Below are 18,219 nucleotides of genomic sequence, written 5' to 3'. Positions count from 1 at the left end.
TCGGTTTCTAAAATTTATACAAACAATAAGCATTGCGACCTACAGACATAACCGATCCTGAATATTTCCACAAAGTTGTGGATTGTCAGTATGCCTGCCCAGCGCATACACCCGTACCGGAGTATATCCGATTGATCGCGGCGGAACGTTATACCGAAGCCTACATGGTCAATTGGGAGTCGAACGTTTTTCCTGGTGTATTGGGACGTACCTGCGACAGGCCTTGTGAACCCGCATGCCGCCGTGGCCGGGTTGATGAAGAACCCGTGGCAATTTGCCGCCTCAAACGGGTAGCTGCCGATAATAAAGGCGATGTGCAAGCCTGGCTGCCAGAAATTCCACTGATCAAAAACGGCAAAAAAATTGCCTTGATCGGGGGTGGCCCAGCTTCCTTGACCGTTGCCCGTGACCTCGCCCCGCAAGGTTACGAAATCCACCTTTTCGACGAACAAATCGCTGGAGGAGGCATGATGCGCAGCCAGATTCCAAGTTTTCGCTTGCCCGAAACGGTGCTCAACGAGGAGGTAAATTTCGTCCTCGACATGGGCATTCATACCCATTTCAAAACCTACGTTTCCAGTTTACGCGAAGTGCTCAACCAGGGCTACGATGCCGTGTTTGTAGGTACGGGTGCCCCCAAAGGCCGCGACCTCAACATCCCCGGCCGCGAAGAAGGCAAAGCCAACATCCACATCGGAATCGAATGGTTGGCCAGCGTAGCTTTTGAACACACCAATAAAATAGGCAAAAAAGTCATCGTACTCGGTGGTGGCAACACCGCTATGGACTGTTGCCGCACTTCCCGCCGCCTCGGTGGTGAGGAGGTAAGAGTAGTGGTGCGTAGCCCCTTCGCGGAGATGAAAGCTTCGCCCTGGGAGAAAGAAGACGCACTGCATGAAGACATTCCAATTTTGGACAACCACGTACCCAAGGAATTTGTGGTAGAAAATGGTCGCCTGGTTGGCATGCGTTTTGAAAAAGTCAAGGCCGTTTACGACGAAAAAGGCAAACGCTCTCTGGTACCAACGGGTGAACCCCTGGTATACATCGAAGCGGATGACGTGTTGATTGCCATTGGTCAGGAAAATACTTTCCCCTGGATTGAACGCGACCTGGGTCTGGAGTTCGACAATTGGGGAATGCCCGTAGTTTCCCGCAAAACCTTCCAGTCTACCCTGGATCAGGTGTTCTTTGGCGGCGATGCCGCTTTTGGCCCTGAAAACGTAATCACGGCGGTAGCACAGGGTCACCACGCTGCGGTGTCGATCGACCTGTATTGCCAGGGCAAGGATGTACAAGTGCGCCCTTCGCCGCTGACCAATTTGGTGAGCCAAAAAATGGGGATCCACGAGTGGATTTACGATAGTGTAGTAGTCAACGACGACCGCTACAAAGTTCCTCATGCGGAAAAGCAGAAGACCCTCAAAGATCGCAAGGTGGAGGTGGAATTGGGTTTCGCCAAGGATACGGGTTTTAAAGAAGCCCAGCGTTGTTTGAACTGCGATGCACAAACCGTATTTTACACCAATCGCTGCATAGAATGTGACGCTTGTGTAGACATTTGCCCTACTTCCTGCATTACGTTCACCACGAACGGGGAAGAAGCAGACCTGCGCACGCGGCTCAACGCCCCCGCCCTCAATCTTTCCCAGGACTTGTACGTTTCCGACCTTTTGCCCCAAACCCAAAGGGTGATGGTCAAGGACGAAGACGTCTGTTTGCACTGTGGTCTTTGTGCAGAGCGCTGCCCTACCGCAGCTTGGGACATGCAGAAATTTTTATATTCAACGAGTAAAGCCAGTAATGTATGCGGAGTGTTGCAGCTGTAAACGACTTTGTAGTACGTTTCGCCAATGTCAATGGCACCGGTTCGGCGAGTGCCAATAACATGTTTGCCAAGGCAGTGTTCCGCATGGGCTTGCCTTTTTCGGCCAAAAACATCTTTCCTTCCAATATTCAGGGTTTGCCTACCTGGTACGAAGTACGCATCAGTGAAAAGGGCTACCTGGGACGCCGCGACGGCATCGATTTGATGGTGTGTATCAACCCTCAAAGTTTGCCGCAGGACGTCAAATCGGTCAGCTCGGGAGGTTATTTTGTGTATGACAGTACCAAAATCCTGCACCCGGAGTTTGTCCGTGAAGACATCACCTACATCGGTATCCCGATGATGGAAATTTGCTTGCGCGAATACACCGATCCACGGCAGCGGCAATTGTTCAAAAACATGATCTACGTTGGCGCACTGTCGATGTTGTTGGACATGGATTTTGAAGTCTTCAAAGGCATCATTGCCGATGAATTCAAAAAGAAGGAAAAACTGATCGCCCCCAACATCCATGCCATGGAACTAGGGCGCAACTATGTGGCTGAGCATTACGAATACCCCTTGCCTATTCGGATGGAAACCCGCGACCTAGTGGGCGATAGCATTGTGATGGACGGCAACTCGGCCTGCGGGCTGGGAGCGGTATACGGTGGCGCTACGGTAGCCGCCTGGTACCCGATCACTCCTTCTACTTCGCTGGTACAGGCTTTTGAAAAATACGCCAACCGCTTGCGGATTGATAAGGAAACAGGTAAAAAGAAATTTGCGGTAGTCCAGGCGGAAGACGAACTGGCAGCCATTGGGGTTGCCATCGGCGCCAACTGGAATGGTGCACGCTCTTTTACTGCTACCAGCGGCCCTGGGGTATCCTTGATGAATGAGTTTCTGGGTTTGGCTTATTTTGCTGAAATCCCGGTGGTGTTGACCGACGTACAACGTTCCGGGCCTTCCACGGGGATGCCTACCCGCACCCAACAATCGGATATTCTGCTGGCCGCCTATGCTTCGCATGGGGATACGAAACATATCCTTTTGTTTCCAGCCAATCCTAAAGAGTGTTTTGAAATCCAGGCCTTGTCCTTCGATTTGGCGGATCGTTTACAAACACCCATCCTGGTCATGATTGACCTGGATTTGGGCATGAATGAACACCTTTCTCCACCTCTGAAGTGGGACGACAGCCGCAAATACGACTGGGGGAAAGTATACGATGCCGAAGACCTGGAGCGCATTGGTCAATTTGGCCGTTACCTCGATTCCGATGGCGACGGTATCACCTACCGAACCATTCCGGGAACACACCCCACCAAGGGTTCGTTTTTCACCCGGGGTACTTCACGCGATGAATACGCCCGGTACACCGAAGATGGATCGGTCTATGTGCGCAACATGAACCGCCTGCTCAAAAAATGGGATACTGCCAAAGAAATCATCCCACAGCCGGAGTTTTACCAGCAGGGCAACCAAAATAAAGAGGGAGTCATCTTCTTTGGCACCACCACCGATTCGGCGCTGGAAGCTCTGGATTTGCTGCGTGAAGATGGAATTGAACTGGACGCCATGCGCCTCTTGTCCTTTCCTTTCTCCAAACAAGTCGAAGACTTTGTACAGGCACACGAACGCATTTACGTCATTGAGCAAAACCGCGATGCGCAAATGCGTAGCTTGTTGATCAATGAATTAGAGGTGAATCCGGATAAGCTGATTCGCGTCCTGAATTTTGACGGCATGCCGATTACGGCGGCGTATATTCAGGGGGAAATAAAAGAGAAGTTGAGAGGTTGAGAAGTTGAGGAGTTGAGGCTACCGCAGCAACTTAGACGCGTTCTTGCCTAAGTCGCTGTGGTAGCCTCAACTCCTCAACTCCTCAACTCCTCAACTCCTCAACTTTTCAACTTACTCAACTTCTCAACTCTTTCATCATATGACTTACGTAAAACCTTCATTCCGCCACCCCGATCTGCCCAAAAACGATTTGGGCTTTACGAAAAAAGACTACGAGGGCGCCATTTCGACCCTCTGTGGCGGTTGTGGTCACGACTCCATTAGTGGTGCCATTACGCAGGCCTGTTTTGAAATGTCAATTGCGCCACATCGTTTGGCCAAGTTGTCGGGTATTGGTTGTTCTTCTAAAACACCCACCTACTTCCTGGGCAATTCGCACGGCTTCAACTCCGTACACGGGCGCATGCCCTCGGTGGCAACGGGCGCGAACCTGGCCAACCGTGATTTGATCTACATGGGGGTCTCCGGCGACGGCGATACAGCCAGCATCGGCATGGGGCAGTTCGTACATGCGATACGCCGCAACCTGAACGTGGTATACATCGTGATGAACAATGGCTGTTACGGGCTAACCAAAGGGCAAGACTCGGCGACAGCTGATGTGGGTTCGATCAGCAAAAATGGCATGAACCATTTCCAGGCCATCGACTTACCTGCTCTGGCACTGGAGTTGGGCGCTACCTTTGTGGCCCGCAGTTTTTCGGGGGATAAAACTCAGTTGATTCCATTGATCAAAGCGGCGGTTTCCCACCATGGTTTCGCCCTGATCGATGTCATTTCGCCTTGTGTTACCTTCAACAACAATATGGGTTCCACCAAGTCCTACGATTACGTTCGTGAACACATCACCACTGCCGATGTGGTTGACTATGTACCGCCGGGCGAAGAGATCACCATGGATTATGCCGAAGGTACTTCTGCTGATTTGACCCTGCACGATGGTTCCATGCTGCAACTGACCAAATTGGCGCCCAACTGGGACCCACGCGATAAAATGGCAGCAATGCAACGCATTTATATGTCTCGGGCCAATCAGGAAATTCTCACAGGTTTGTTGTACATCGATCCGAACACCCAGGATTTGCATGACATCATCGGTACGGTAGCCACTCCGCTGAATGAGTTGCTGGAGGAGGATTTGTGCCCGGGAAGTTCGGTGTTGGAGGAGATCAATCGGGGATTACGGTAAGTGACTCCCAACTCTTTGAAGTACACCAAAGCGACATAGTAGCACAAAGGACACAAAGGGGGCACAAAGGACACAAAGTTAGGCGTTGACGACCTTTGTGCCCTTTGTGCCCCCTTTGTGTCCTTTGTGCTACAAAATGTCCCATGGAGAAAAATACTTGGAGTCCTTTTTTTCGTTTTGCTTAAACATTGGGAAGCACACTACGTTTTACCTTGGTTGTACAACCTTCGCTACCCTTTTCACCCATGCAATTCGACTTCACACCAAAGAGCGGCCTCCTGCTCATTTTCTTCGTCCATGGCCTGGTTTTTTGCTTTTTGCTCCTCAAAAAAGGCTGGCAGCACCAGGACAAGGCCAGTCTGTGGCTAAGCCTGTTTGTTTTTTTGTGCGCGATGTACATTGCCCCATTTATGCTGGGCTATGCGGGCTGGTACTCCCGGGAGTTTAGCCGCAACATCATGTTTTATGTCCCCTTCCAACAATTGCTGCTCATCGGGCCGGTGATCTATTTTTACACCCAAAGTTTGTTGAACAAGTCTTTTAAACTCAGCAAAAAAGACTTTTGGCACTTCTTCCCCGCCCTGGCTTATTTTGTGTACACCCTTATCGTATTTGTCACCGATAAAATCATCCTGCATCAATACTACTTTTATGCCGATCAACAGGACAAGGACCTGGATCCCTGGTACCAAGTAGCGGGTTTGGTGTCGATGCTGGTGTATTTGTACCTGAGTTTGCGCTATTACGCGGTGTACAAGAAGCTGGCTTTTGAAGTGGTCAGCTTTGCCGATTCGATTTTGTTCAATTGGGTTCAACGGTACCTCCTCGCCTTGTTGCTGATTTCATTGTTGAGGGTCTTGTTTTTTATTTTGAACCCGGAATGGGGAGAATTTGGCAGTAAATTCTGGTACTACCTCTGTTTTTCCATTTTGTTCTACTACATCACCATCAGCGGCTACGCCAATTCGGTGCAATCGGTGATTGCCGTGGAGGCGGCACTATCCGATCAGGAAGCACCTGTTCAGGTGCAAGAAAAGGAGATCAAAGAACCTAGCGAATTGGTCAATTTACCAGAGTGGAAGGAAAAAGTTGTGCAAATGATGCAAACGGAGCGGCTGTTTGAAAACCCCAACCTCACCCTCACTGATGTTGCGGACAAACTCAAGACCAACCCCAAGCAGGTGTCGCAAATCGTGAATCAAGGCTTCCAACTCAACTTCAACGACTTCGTCAATCAATACCGTACCGAGGCCATCCTTGAAAAATTTCAAAAGGGGGAACAGCGCCAAAAAACCCTCCTGGCCCTCGCCCTGGAATGTGGTTTCAATTCCAAATCCACGTTTAATCGCGCTTTTAAAAAAAGTACCGGCCTCTCTCCACAGCACTACCTGAAAAATCAGGGCTAAAATGGGTGCCAAATCTGGATTTGAAGCGCCGGAGAAACTGTTCTGCCTGATTTTTGGGGCTTGAATTACAAAAACAGGATCATGAAAAGTTTTTTCTTCACCCTTTTTTTATTGCTGGCACCTTTCACCCGTGGTATTGCCCAAAACATCGACGTTGCCAAAAATGATCAATTGCTGGAATCCAAAATCAAGGCTGGCGCACCGGGTTTGGCGCTGGGCATTGTTAAAAATGGCACCATCGTGTACGAGCGATACCTGGGTCTGGCCAATTTGCAACACAAAATGCCTGTTGATTCCCAAACCCGCTTCAACCTGGCTTCGGTAGCCAAACAGTTCACGGCCTTGTGCGTACTAAAACTGGTTTTGGAAAACAAACTCTCCCTCGAAGCCGACATCCGCCAATACTTGCCGCAAATGTATCCCCAGCTCAAAGCCGCCATCCCGCTCAAAACCCTGCTCAATCATTCCAGTGGCGTCCGGGATTTTTATGACTTACTTAGCATCAGCGGGAAGCCCTGGTGGCGACAGGAAGGCCTGGACAATGAGGATGCGCTGGCTTTGTTGCTGAAGCAAAAAGAGCTCAATTTCGCGCCAGATACCGAGCATTGGTACAGCAACTCCAACTATACCCTGCTGGCGGAAATTGTCACCAAAGTGAGCGGAACCCCCTTTCCAAAATTTGCCAAACAGTTTTTTGAAGACTTAGGTATGCCCAATACCCAATTTTGCACGAATTACATGGCAGTAATTCCTTTTCAGGCGCTGCCCTACAACGACTGGGGTGACGGCAGCTGGCAGCAATATCCCATGATGACCAATCTTTATGCGGATGGCTTTTTATACACCACGTTGAAGGATCAATTGGTGTTTGAACAAGCCGTTCAAAATGCTGCAGCCAAAGCCAATTCATTGTTGAACCTGAGCCAAAAACCAATCCCCAACACCCGAATTCAAAGTTATGGCTATGGCCTGGAATTCAGTCCGATCAATGGCTATCCTGCAGTGCATCACTCCGGGAGCACGGGCTCGTACAATGCCCAAACCCTACGTTTCCCGGGCGAAAAATTGAGCATCATTGTCCTGAGCAACAATGGCAACTTGTGGAGTGGAGGGATTGCCCGGGAAGTGGCTGCCCAAATTTTGGGGCGTAAAACAGTCGAAATCCCTTACCCCACCCGACCAGCACAAGTACAAACGGCATCAACACCCAGCGATTTAGTCGGTCAATACCGCAGCTCAGAAAACAACATCATTCGGATTCAGCTCAAAGAAGGTCAATTGTACTGGCAGATGGACAACAACAACCCGCGCAAACTGATTCAGGAGGAAGGCAATTTATACCACTGGGACATTGATGAAGACTGGAAAATTGCCTTCAACAACCGGCCTGATTCGACGAGTACTATGGTGCTCTATACCAAGTCGGATCAGCCCGAGGTGTTTAAAAAACTTCCTCCTTTCGCTCCTTCAGATGCTTATTTGCAAGCTTGTGTCGGCAAGTATTTTAGTGCTGAGCTGGACCTGGCGTTTAGCATCAAAATGTCAGCAGAAAAGGGTTTGATTTTTAAAAGGGAGGGGGCAAAAAATGAAATCAAAATCGAGGTAGTACAAAAAGGAGAGCTCCTGGCATCGGATTACAAAATGAGGCTGGAAACCGGGGCCAATGGACGGGTGATGGCGATTTTGCTGACCTATAATCGGGTGAGGAGTTTGCGTTTTGAGAAAGTGGAATGATTCGTTTGTCCAGGATGACTGTTTTTTGAATCTCAAATAATTTCCGTTATTTGCGATTCTAACCATTGTACCTTAAGCATGCAAAAGTTCCTACTCATCCTAATATTTTGTGGCCTCTTCGCTTGCCAAAGCAAAACCCAGCAGGCTACTGAACCGGCCATTTCGCCCAACGCTGAGCGCTTTTTCGACCAGCACCCTGCGTACCGGGTCAGTGGTCTCGAAACCCGTCGCTTCAAATTGGAAGACATTGAGCCGATGATCAAGGCGCTGCCAGAACCTTTTAAGGTGAAGCTGGCGGGAAAATCCTTCCAGGACCGCAACATCTACCACATCAGCATCGGCACCGGGCCAGTTAAAGTGCTGATGTGGTCGCAGATGCATGGCGATGAATCAACGGCGACCATGGCGCTGATGGACTTGTTTCAGTTCCTACAAAAAAAGGATGAACTGGATTCGGTAAGGCAATTGCTTTTGTCAAAGTTGACCCTGCATTTTATCCCCATGCTCAACCCCGATGGGGCCAACCGCTTCACCCGGCGCAACATGCAGGGGATCGACATCAACCGGGACGCCATGCGCCTGCAAACGCCCGAAGGTCGCATCCTCAAAAAGGTGCGGGATGAAACCAAAGCCGATTGGGGCTTCAACCTCCACGATCAAAACATCTATCTCGGTGCCGGCGTCGGCCCCTATCCAGCTTCAATCTCGGTATTGGCACCAGCCTACAATTATGAAAAACAAATCAATGAAACCCGGGGCGACGCCATGCGCCTGATTGGGGTAATGAACCAATTGTTGCAACGCCACATCCCGAAACAAGTCGGCCGCTATGACGATGCCTTTGAACCCCGCGCCTTTGGCGACAATATCCAAAAATGGGGCACCCGTACCATACTGATCGAGAGTGGAGGTTTGAAAGGCGACCCCGAAAACCAGATGCTCCGCCGCCTCAATTTTTCCATCTTTCTGACTGCCTTGGAAGCCATTGCCAACGGACGGCATAAGGATTGGGATTACAGCGCCTATGAGGGTTTGCCCGAAAATCAGCCCAGCGGCATGCAGGACCTGATCGTGCGCAAAATTCAGGTTACTCGTACCGACAAAACCTACAAGGTGGATTTGGCTTTCCGCCGCGAAGAAGTGAATTATGACAACAGCCGCAAGTTTTTCTACCGCTCCAACATTTCTGAGATGGGAGACTTGCAGAACACTTTCGGGTATGATGAAATTGACTTGGAGGGTTATCAAGCTGTTCCTGGCAATATTCGACCCGGAGTAATTACCTGGCAAGAGGCGCAAAAGCTGGATCACCTGGCCTTGCTTCGCGAAGGCTTTACAGATGTGCAGGTGAGCAGCTGGCCGGAGAGTTTGGAATTGAGTAAGTTGCCCGTTTTGTTGATTCGCCCCAAGAGCAATCCGGCAAGTCCTGGAAATTCGGGCTCGATTAACTTGGGCTCAAGTGGTTCGATTTTATTGCAAAAAGATGGAAAAACAGAGTATGCAGTGGTGAATGGTTTTTTGCATAAGGTGTTGTGATTCAAACCTAATAGTTATATTATTTTTCTTTTGAACCACCTTAGGCACCTTAGAACACCTTAGAGGAAAACTTTTTCCCCTAAGGTGTTCTAAGGTGCCTAAGGTGGTTCAAATTAATCCGCTGCGAAGCTGTAAAAGCATTTAAATCCTGAAAGTGGTTCAACTTACCACCTCAAAGTACCCCACCGGCACCTCCTCCACCAACCAAACCCCATTATCTGATTGGTAAAAGTTATGGCCGATGGCATGCATTTTGCCCGCAAATACTTTAAGCACAACGACCCGGCCATGTCGTTCGCCCACTTTTTCTGCGGTTTCAATATCCAGGGAGAGGTGCACCTGATGGCGTTTTCCTTTGATGATGCCCACATTGAGGATGGCGGGTAAAAAGCGGTCGGCCGTACCATGGTACAAAATGTCCGGGGGCACTTGTGGGCTGTAGCCCAGGTCAACATCGATAGAATGGCCCTGACTAGCCCGAATTTTCAAGCCATCAGGACTAAAAGCAAAACGTTGTTTATCGTTTTCCTGAACTACTTCGAGTAGGGCGTCGATGGAAAGATCCTGGCCTTTTTTGGCAAAGGCATCCAAAAGTTCAGCTATGCTGCACCAGCCATTTTCATCGAGGTGCAAGCCATAAAGCTCGGGTTGGTGCCGCAGCAACAGCGAAAGTTTTTTGCTGAGCCGCGTTTGTACTTGGGTGTTCATTTTATATGATTCACTAGCTAGGTAATATACCACACTCGGGAGGGGCAGGCGATTTTTGTCTCTTTATTTTTTTGGCCTGCTGCGTTGCAAATGCTCGCCGTAGCTTTGGCTACGTCTGCGCTTTGCGCCTTGCATGCCAAAAAAATAAATTTGTCAAAATTTCACCTGCCCCTCCCGAGTGTGGTAACTAAAAAACGATCAAAAACTGGATTAAGTTCCTTGTCTGGTTTTGATTTTTGGCTTAAGCTGTTTGAACCAGCTCAAAAACTTTCTGGGCAAAACGCTGAATTGAGGCATCCTCCCAGGCCAATAGCTCTTCAATTGGGATCCAACGAAAGGATTTTTCATCAAATTTAGCGGGTAAAATCAATTTAAACAAGTAGCGCAGATCGTGGTGCGGGTGCGCTGGAAAATCAGCCCGTGCCGGAATCAGGTGCACATCTACATCAATTGGCTCCCCTTCACCAAAAACGCTAATTGCCGTTACACTCAAACCCGTTTCCTCCATCAGCTCCCGAATAGCTGCCTGTAAGGTATTGAAGTCCTGATCTGGCTCCACATGGCCTCCGAACTGCAACCAACGATCCAATTTTTGATGGTAATGAAAAAGGATGTCCTGCTGTTTCTGATCCATTAAGATGGCAGAAACCGTAATGTGGCCAGCGGGGAGTTGGGGATAAAAGGGGTTATCCTGGCTTTGAATGAAGGCCATCACTTCCTGTACATGGGCCCGCTCAACCTCATTTGCAGGATGATAAGCCTTTAAAAAATCCAGGGTAAATTGTTTTTGCTGTTCCACCCGCATCATACGTTACAAGTTTTTTATCTTTCTGATGTAAAATAAGGATAAAAATTCAGCCTCCGTTTAAACCATAGCCACAAATCCGAGTCAAATCTTTCAAACCAACAAAATCTGATGCCGCAGGCCAAAACCAGTGACGACGAAATCCTGGGACTCATGCGAAACCCTAAAACCCTGGAACGTGGGTTTCGGCTACTGATGGAAACCCATCAAGAGCGGCTGTATTGGCAAGTGAGGCGCCTGTTGAACGACCACGACGATGCCAACGATGTCTTACAAAACGCCTTGGTGAAAGTGTTTCGCAACATCGGGCAGTTTGAAGGAAAATCGGGCCTGTATACCTGGTTGTACCGCATCGTAACCAATGAGGCCATCACCTTCCTCAACCAGCGCAAGCGGCGGAGTTCGACCTCAATTGACGATGCCAACATCAACCTGGCCAATCGTTTGCAGGCCGACTCGTTTTTTGATGGAGACGAGGCCCAGATTCGCTTGAAACAAGCCCTAGAAACCCTGCCAGACCGCCAGAAGGAAGTATTCAACTTGCGGTACTACGAGGAAATGGGCTATGAAGAAATGTCTCAATTGCTCAATACTTCGGTGGGGGCGCTCAAGGCATCTTTTCACCACGCGGTCAAAAAGGTAGAACAGTTTTTTGCAACATAGGGGTAGTTAAAATACATCCGTTTTTTGCCCCACTGCATTAGTTTATTCAAGCTCAATAGATTTTATGTCCAAACTAGCTTGTGTACATAAAGTCTAACCAAAACAACAAAGAATGAAACGCCCTGATGAGGATATCCGTAAAGAGTTGGAGGAACTGTCGCCTCACTTACTCAAGCTGAAGGAGCAAGGGGATGGTTTTCGCCTACCGGAAGACTATTTCCAGCGCATGCAAAAAGAGGTACTGGAAAAAGTACAAGGCAATTCTCAAATTGCTCCTGACAAAAATATTGGCTGGCTGGACCGTTTTTTTGAGCCCCTCCAGCTTTTGTTCCAACCCCGTTGGGCACTTGGTTTTGCAACTATTGCCCTGCTCATCACCTTGGGTGCCGTTTGGTTGTATCAAAGTCAACCAGTGGCAGAATCTGAACTAAGTGCGGAATTGGCCAAACTGGACCCCGAATCACTGAATGCCTATATTCAGGCGAATTTCCACGAATTTGACACCGAAACCCTGCTGGAATTCGCTTCCAATCAGGAGAATCAGCCCAGCTTTGAAGATTTAACGCCCGAGGACCTGGATCAATACCTGGATGATGTCATTCAGGAAATGGATGCTGAGGCCCTTAAGGAATTACTCTAACCCGGAAAAAGATCACAGCAACATGAAAAAATGGATCGTAGCGTCGGTTTTGTTTGGGGCTTTTCTGCTGGCTTTGCCCCAAAAGGCCCAGGCACAGGACCGGATTCGCGCCCTTAAAGTGGCGTTCATCACGGATAAATTGAAACTCACTCCCGAAGAATCGGAGAAGTTTTGGCCAGTATACAACCAATACGAAGCGGAACAAAAAAGGATTCGCCAAAAATACCGCTCCGAGCAAGACCTCAACACTTTGAGCGACCAAGAGGTAGAACGTGCCGTACTGGATCGTTTTGAGATGGAAGAAGAGCTCATCAAACTCAAACGCGACTATTTTCAACGCATGAAGGGTTTTATGGCCGTTCGGAAGATTGCCCTTTTGCAACGCAGTGAACAAGAGTTCAATAAGGAATTATTGCGGCGAGTCCAGGAAGCAAGAGGGAAAAAGTAGTGAAGTAGTCCTCCGCACCACCCCCCGGCACTTCGGCTACGCTCAGTGACCGGTGCGCGGTGCAGAGGACTACTTCACTACTTTTATTCGCAAAAAAATAATACACAAATATTTTAATAAGTCTGGCCTTTGGCATTTTTTTTGTTCGTATATGTCAAAAGATAAATAATTCAAAACAATAAACTATTAAAGGACAAAGACTTAGACCTATTTTACCGTTCCCTCAAAAACAGCTACCGTTCCATTAATGGTCTTCACTTACTCGGACTAAAGTTCGGAGATGTCAATGCCTTTTCGTTATCTTTAGCAACAATCTGCTTAAAGACTACAATTGTACCTTATGAGTAATCAGGCGCTGATCGATTTAGTTACCGAGTATGAAGCCATGTTGGAACAAGGAGAGTCCCTTTTTTTGGACCAAGATGCTTACCGACATTTGATTGATCACTACCTCAGCGAAGAGATTTTTGATCGGGCAATGGAAGTCGTCGAACGTGCCATTGACAGTCATAGCTATACCGTTGAGTTTTTGCTGCGCAAAGCAGAAGTTCTCATTCAAGCCAACCAGGAATACCTAGCATTGGACGTGCTGACCCAGGCAGAAATTTTGGCCCCCAACGAACCTGAAATACTGCTGCTGCGGGCACAGGCACTCACTTATCTGGGCGACCATCAAGCTGCCCATGAGCAATTGGGGCATCTACCCGATGAGCTCGACCCCAACATCCTGGCTGAATCGCATTTCGTGCGGGCTTTGATTTACGAACACCAACATGAATACGAAGCCATGTACCTGGCGCTGAAAGCAGCGGTAATCCACGACTCAGAAATGCGGCACGGCCTCGAAAAAATCATGACTGCCGTACAGCACGTCCGCAACTACGAGGAATGTGTGACCCTGCACGAGCAAATCATCGACGAGAATCCCTACTCCTCTGTAGCCTGGTACAATCTAGGGCTTTGCCATACGCATCTGGGCAACTACGAGGATGCCCTCGAAGCACTCGAATTCTCCTACCTGGCCGACGATACCTACGAACTCGCCTACCGCGAAAGGGCTGACCTGGCTTTTGAACTGCAGCGTTACCCCTTGACCTTTGATATTTGTGAAGAGATTCAGGACAACTTTGGTGCCGACGCTGATTTGTTGTTGCGCATGGGCCAATGCCAATTGCATATGGGCCATTCACAAATAGCCAAATCCTTTTTGAAAAAAGCCCTGGAGTTGGAGAATCACCACGATGAGGTTTTTTTCCACTTGGGCGAAATTGCAATAGCCGAACAGCAATGGGAACTCGCAGCGCACTACTGCAAAAAGGCCATCGAAATTGACGACAATCGCGAGGAATACCACGCCAGCCTCGCTCAAGCTTACACCCAACTCGATGAGCTGGAATTGGCGGAAACCCACTACTGCCAGGCAACCGACATTGCACCAGAAGCAGCTGAGTATTGGTTGCAATATGCCTTGTTTTTGATGCTGACTGGTCAGGAAGACGGCGCACTAGAAATTCTGGACATGGCGGAGGAAAGTACGGTAAGTCCTGAACTGAGCTACTGCCGCATTGCGTGTTTGTTCCGCATGGGCGATCGTCAGGAAGCACTACTCCAGCTTAGTGAGGTGCTGGAGGATGAATATGCCAGCCACGAGCTATTGTTCGATATGATGCCGGAACTGCGGAGGGATGCAGCTGTACTCTCTTTAGTAAAAGCCTTAGAGCAGTGATAAATGAGAAATGATGAGTGATTAATTCTGGTTGCTTTACCTATTCATCACTCATCATTTCTCATTCATCATTAATCACTCCTTCCCCCACTCAGTCCCCTCTTTTCCATCTTTCAGCACAATACCCACCGCTTTCAAGGTGTCGCGGATTTTATCTGCGGCAGGCCAATCCTTGCGCGCCCGTACATCTGCACGCATGTCGATGATCAGGTGCATCAAGCCATCTATGGTTTTGAAACTATCGTCACTACCAGCGGCAGCCTCGTCCTGCAGACCAAAGATGTCGAACAAGAAGGTATGGAAAGTCGTTTTTAGTTCGTTGAACGTTGCTTCACTCAAGCCTTCCATGCTCACTTGACCTCCTTTCCAGCTGTTGACCCGGCTCACGATTTCAAACAAACGCGCCAGTGCTTTAGGTGTGTTGAAGTCATCATCCATCTCTTCGTGGATGGAACTGATCCACTCCTTCACTTCCTGGTCTTGCGCGCCTGTAGCACCTCCGCTGAAGGGCAATGTTTGCAGGGTGGCATAAGCTTCCATCAGACGGCGATAACCTTTCTCAGCGGCTTGTAGCGCCTCGTCGGTCAAGTCCAGGGTACTGCGGTAATGCGTTTGCAACATGAAAAAACGCACCGCCATCGGGCTGTATCCTTTCGTGATGTGGGGACTATTGCCAGTAAACAACTCTTCCGGCATAATGGAGTTGCCATCCGACTTGGACATTTTTTTGCCATTCAGCAAAAGCATATTGCCGTGCATCCAGGTTTTGGCCGGGGTGCAACCACAAGCGCCGTAGTTTTGCGCCACCTCGTTTTCGTGGTGAGGAAACTTGAGGTCGTTGCCCCCACCGTGGATGTCAAAAGTTTTGCCCAGGTATTTGGTGCTCATTGCCGAACATTCCAGGTGCCAGCCCGGGAAACCCACCGACCAGGGTGAATTCCAGCGCATCAGGTGCTCGGGATCAGCCTTTATCCAGATCGCAAAATCAGCAGAGTTGCGTTTTTCGTCCTGCTTTTTGAGGTTATCGCGTGATTCCGAGATGAGGTCTTCAATTTTCCGACCCGATAACTCTCCGTAAATGCCACTCTTTTCCGCAAATTTCAGGGTATCAAAATACACCGACCCATTGGCTTCATACGCGTAGCCATTGTCGAGGATTTGTTGCACCATTTCGATCTGCTCGGGAATATGCCCGGTTGCCCGTGGCTCCAGGCTGGGAGAGAGCACGTTAAAAATGCGCATCATGTCGTGGAAACCCACTGTGTACTTGTGCGCGATTTCCATTGGCTCCAGTTGCTCCAGGCGGGCGCGTTTGCCCAGTTTGTCTTCACCGCCCGTATCTACGTCGCCTTCCAGGTGGCCAACATCGGTCACGTTGCGCACATAGCGCACCTTGTAGCCCAAGAATTGCAGGTAGCGGTAGACGATGTCGAAGCTCACAAAAGTGCGACAGTTGCCCAAATGAACATTGCTGTAAACGGTAGGACCACATACATACATGCCAACCCGGCCAGGAAGAATGGGTTGAAATACTTCTTTCTCTTTAGTGAGACTGTTGTAAATTTTTAGTGCACTGTTCATTGGACTGTTTTTTGCAGCGGCAAAAATATAAAAATGTGTTTGACTTGCGGCAAAGAGAAGTCGATCAACTCAAAATTGGTTGCTTTTTAGCGATTTTTGAGATTTGGATCAGGTTTATAACTGAATTACCGTAATGACAGGCCGGTGGTCGGAAAAACTGACCTTACCCCGCTGACAATAAAGGGGAGTGAATTTAGGGTCGGTAAACGTATAATCGATGCGCAAACCCGGAATACGCCCCGCGTAAGTGATGCCCAAACCCGAACCAGCCGCCAAAAAAGCATCCTGCAGGTTTTTACACATCCGGTGATGGGTATAGGATTGGGGAATATCGTTAAAATCACCACAAACGATCACCGGATAAGGGCTGTTGCTCAAATGCGCCAACAACTCTTCCACCTGGCTGGCTCGCTCCTGTGCCGCGCGTTTGAATCTGCCCAGAATACTTCTCACCCGATTCCAGTTTTCTTTTTCCCTTAAATCGGGTGAACTGGTTACCTTATCGGTCAAACCCGTGATGGAATTGGATTGTAAATGCACATTGTAGACCCGGATAATGCGTTCACCGACCTGTAAGTCCGCATAACGATAGCCATTGGTACTACCAAAAAACCGCACCTCGGAGCGCAAAATGGGATAGCGGGAAAAAATGGCCAGCTCTTCGGTTTTTTTCCAAACAGCATGGTCCAGTCCATTGTGCAGGCGAATTGCGTCCACGTAAGTAGAGCCTGTTTTGGCGTGGTTCACAAATTCCTGCAAACACAAGACATCGGGTTGGTATTGGTAGATTAGTGCTTGAAGTTCTTCTGGATTGGCTGGAGTACCTTTTTTATGAAAATTGGTAAAACCGTATACATTGAAAGTCATGGTTTTGAGCACCGTTGCGCCTTCGGGACTTGCACTACCCGGATGAAAGCCAACTAAACCCGCGAAGTGATTCCAACCTACCAAAATGACCCCCAGCGACATCAAGGCTTGCCAACGACGCTGAAAAGCCCAATAGAGCATAAACAGCAAATTAACAACCAATAAAGTAGGGTAAACCAGACCAATGAAAGCAAGTGGCCAAAAACGTTGTGGGCTGACGTAAGGGGCGAGGTAAGTCATCAGGGTAAAAAAAACAACCAGCACATTGGCCCAGCGAATTAGTTTTTGCACGATACCATTGATTTTTCCAAGACAGAACCAGTTATTTCTTACTGGCATTGAACAAAAACTCTTTCTCTTCGGTACTCAAACTCTCGTATCCAGACTGCTTGATTTTGTCGAGTATGGCGTCCAATTGTTCCTGATGGCTCATGTTGTCGTAGCGGGGAGTTGCACTACTACTGCGCTTTCCTGAGTCTTGTCGGCTACTACCCGCAGTAGTTTTTTCTCGTACTTTAGGATTTTTGTAAGCTACTTTGGGCCCGCGTTGAGGGGGGGTACCGTTTCTCCAGCGCGACCAAGTGGCATCCCACCAGTCGAAAAAACGCATAAACGGGAATGCGAAATCGTTGCCTTTGCGCAATTGCCAGGCGTATATAAAGCCAAAAGTATCCCCGCCAAGGTGGGCAAAAAGGCCTCCTGAATTGCTATCACCCATGGCGATAAACGCTAAGTCCAGGAAAATCAGGGTCACTACGATGAACTTGAGTTTTACATCTCCAATCAGCAACAAACGCACCACATAGTCGGGTGCAATGACCCCCGAAATGACGATGGTTGCCATTACGGCTGCCGAGGCTCCCAATGCGGTAGCGGGTTCCGCACCTAACAATTGGGGATTGAGTACATTTTCAAAAATAAAAAAGCCCAGCGCACCAGCCAATCCCCCCATGAGGTAGATGGGTAAAACCCGCTTATTGCCCAGCAAGTCGCCTACAATCCGGCCACACATGTGGTAAAAAAGCATGTTCCACAAAATATGTCCAAATGAAAAATGGCTGAACATGTTGGTGATGATCACCCAGGGATGGGTGAGTACAAACCACCAATCTGAAGACATGCAGAGGTAGTCCAAAAAATGACCAAAGGTCGTATTGTCTGATTTCCAACCATTAAAAAGGTACAATCCGATATTGACCAGGTTAATGCCTACAAACACAGCAACGTTGACCAGGATGATGCGTGTCACCGCATTCCCGTAGTTGAATTCCCGCTTTAAATCCTCCCAGATCGACCTTAGCAT

15 protein-coding genes are annotated in these 18,219 nt (G+C 48.8%); 10 read left to right on the top strand and 5 right to left on the bottom strand.

Annotated features, from left to right (window positions below; translation table 11 throughout):
* Positions 1-32 precede the first annotated feature (32 nt).
* The 6 genes from ACO08K_RS17885 to ACO08K_RS17860 all read left to right on the top strand — a co-directional run bounded on the left by ACO08K_RS17885 (position 33) and on the right by ACO08K_RS17860 (position 9,478).
* Positions 33-1,829, top strand: coding sequence for an FAD-dependent oxidoreductase (locus tag ACO08K_RS17885; RefSeq protein WP_421797778.1), 1,797 nt, complete (start codon positions 33-35; stop codon positions 1,827-1,829).
* Entirely contained in the window at positions 1,808-3,613 is a 1,806-nt protein-coding gene (locus ACO08K_RS17880) for a 2-oxoacid:acceptor oxidoreductase subunit alpha (protein WP_421797777.1), read from the top strand. Before ACO08K_RS17885 ends, ACO08K_RS17880 begins: the two co-directional genes overlap by 22 nt.
* 139 nt (positions 3,614-3,752) lie before the next feature.
* A complete protein-coding gene (locus ACO08K_RS17875) occupies positions 3,753-4,802 on the top strand; it encodes a 2-oxoacid:ferredoxin oxidoreductase subunit beta (RefSeq protein WP_421797776.1) in 1,050 nt (349 codons plus the stop codon).
* Positions 4,803-5,047: 245 nt separating this feature from the next.
* Positions 5,048-6,208 carry a helix-turn-helix domain-containing protein gene (locus ACO08K_RS17870; protein WP_421797775.1) on the top strand — a complete coding sequence of 387 codons (1,161 nt, stop codon included), beginning with the start codon at positions 5,048-5,050 and terminating at the stop codon, positions 6,206-6,208.
* A gap of 81 nt (positions 6,209-6,289) precedes the next feature.
* On the top strand, positions 6,290-7,942 hold the full coding sequence (locus tag ACO08K_RS17865; protein ID WP_421797774.1) for a serine hydrolase domain-containing protein: 1,653 nt from the start codon (positions 6,290-6,292) through the stop codon (positions 7,940-7,942).
* 78 nt (positions 7,943-8,020) lie between these two features.
* Entirely contained in the window at positions 8,021-9,478 is a 1,458-nt protein-coding gene (locus tag ACO08K_RS17860) for a M14 family zinc carboxypeptidase (RefSeq protein ID WP_421797773.1), read from the top strand.
* Positions 9,479-9,637: 159 nt separating this feature from the next.
* Here ACO08K_RS17860 and ACO08K_RS17855 read toward each other — a convergent pair whose 3' ends face one another.
* Positions 9,638-10,186: an RNA 2'-phosphotransferase gene (locus ACO08K_RS17855; protein WP_421797772.1), complete on the bottom strand. Its 549-nt coding sequence runs from the start codon at positions 10,184-10,186 to the stop codon at positions 9,638-9,640.
* Between the two features lie 241 nt (positions 10,187-10,427).
* Positions 10,428-10,994, bottom strand: coding sequence for an NUDIX hydrolase (locus tag ACO08K_RS17850; RefSeq protein ID WP_421797771.1), 567 nt, complete (start codon positions 10,992-10,994; stop codon positions 10,428-10,430).
* Between the two features lie 108 nt (positions 10,995-11,102).
* Here ACO08K_RS17850 and ACO08K_RS17845 point away from each other — a divergent pair, with 108 nt between their 5' ends.
* From ACO08K_RS17845 to ACO08K_RS17830, 4 genes are all read left to right on the top strand, one after another.
* A complete protein-coding gene (locus tag ACO08K_RS17845) occupies positions 11,103-11,654 on the top strand; it encodes an RNA polymerase sigma factor (protein ID WP_421797770.1) in 552 nt (183 codons plus the stop codon).
* Between the two features lie 112 nt (positions 11,655-11,766).
* Entirely contained in the window at positions 11,767-12,294 is a 528-nt protein-coding gene (locus ACO08K_RS17840) for a hypothetical protein (RefSeq protein ID WP_421797769.1), read from the top strand.
* Positions 12,295-12,316: 22 nt separating this feature from the next.
* Positions 12,317-12,742, top strand: coding sequence for a hypothetical protein (locus tag ACO08K_RS17835; RefSeq protein ID WP_421797768.1), 426 nt, complete (start codon positions 12,317-12,319; stop codon positions 12,740-12,742).
* Between the two features lie 340 nt (positions 12,743-13,082).
* The gene (locus ACO08K_RS17830) at positions 13,083-14,468 is read left to right on the top strand and encodes a tetratricopeptide repeat protein (RefSeq protein WP_421797767.1); all 1,386 of its coding nucleotides are present in this window, start codon (positions 13,083-13,085) and stop codon (positions 14,466-14,468) included.
* Between the two features lie 75 nt (positions 14,469-14,543).
* Here the strand turns inward: ACO08K_RS17830 and cysS are convergent, their stop codons facing one another.
* The 3 genes from cysS to ACO08K_RS17815 all read right to left on the bottom strand — a co-directional run bounded on the left by cysS (position 14,544) and on the right by ACO08K_RS17815 (position 18,219).
* Positions 14,544-16,049, bottom strand: a complete 1,506-nt coding sequence (gene cysS, locus ACO08K_RS17825; RefSeq protein ID WP_421797766.1) for a cysteine--tRNA ligase — start codon at positions 16,047-16,049, stop codon at positions 14,544-14,546.
* 114 nt (positions 16,050-16,163) lie between these two features.
* Positions 16,164-17,207, bottom strand: a complete 1,044-nt coding sequence (locus ACO08K_RS17820) for an endonuclease/exonuclease/phosphatase family protein (RefSeq protein WP_421797765.1) — start codon at positions 17,205-17,207, stop codon at positions 16,164-16,166.
* Positions 17,208-17,238: 31 nt separating this feature from the next.
* Positions 17,239-18,219 carry a rhomboid family intramembrane serine protease gene (locus ACO08K_RS17815; protein ID WP_421797764.1) on the bottom strand — a complete coding sequence of 327 codons (981 nt, stop codon included), beginning with the start codon at positions 18,217-18,219 and terminating at the stop codon, positions 17,239-17,241.

The organism is Haliscomenobacter sp., from assembly GCF_965225875.1.
In the GTDB taxonomy this organism is placed as follows: Bacteria; Bacteroidota; Bacteroidia; order Chitinophagales; family Saprospiraceae; genus Haliscomenobacter.
Note: the sequence above shows the minus strand (reverse complement) of the source record. Positions and strands in the feature narration are given on the sequence as shown.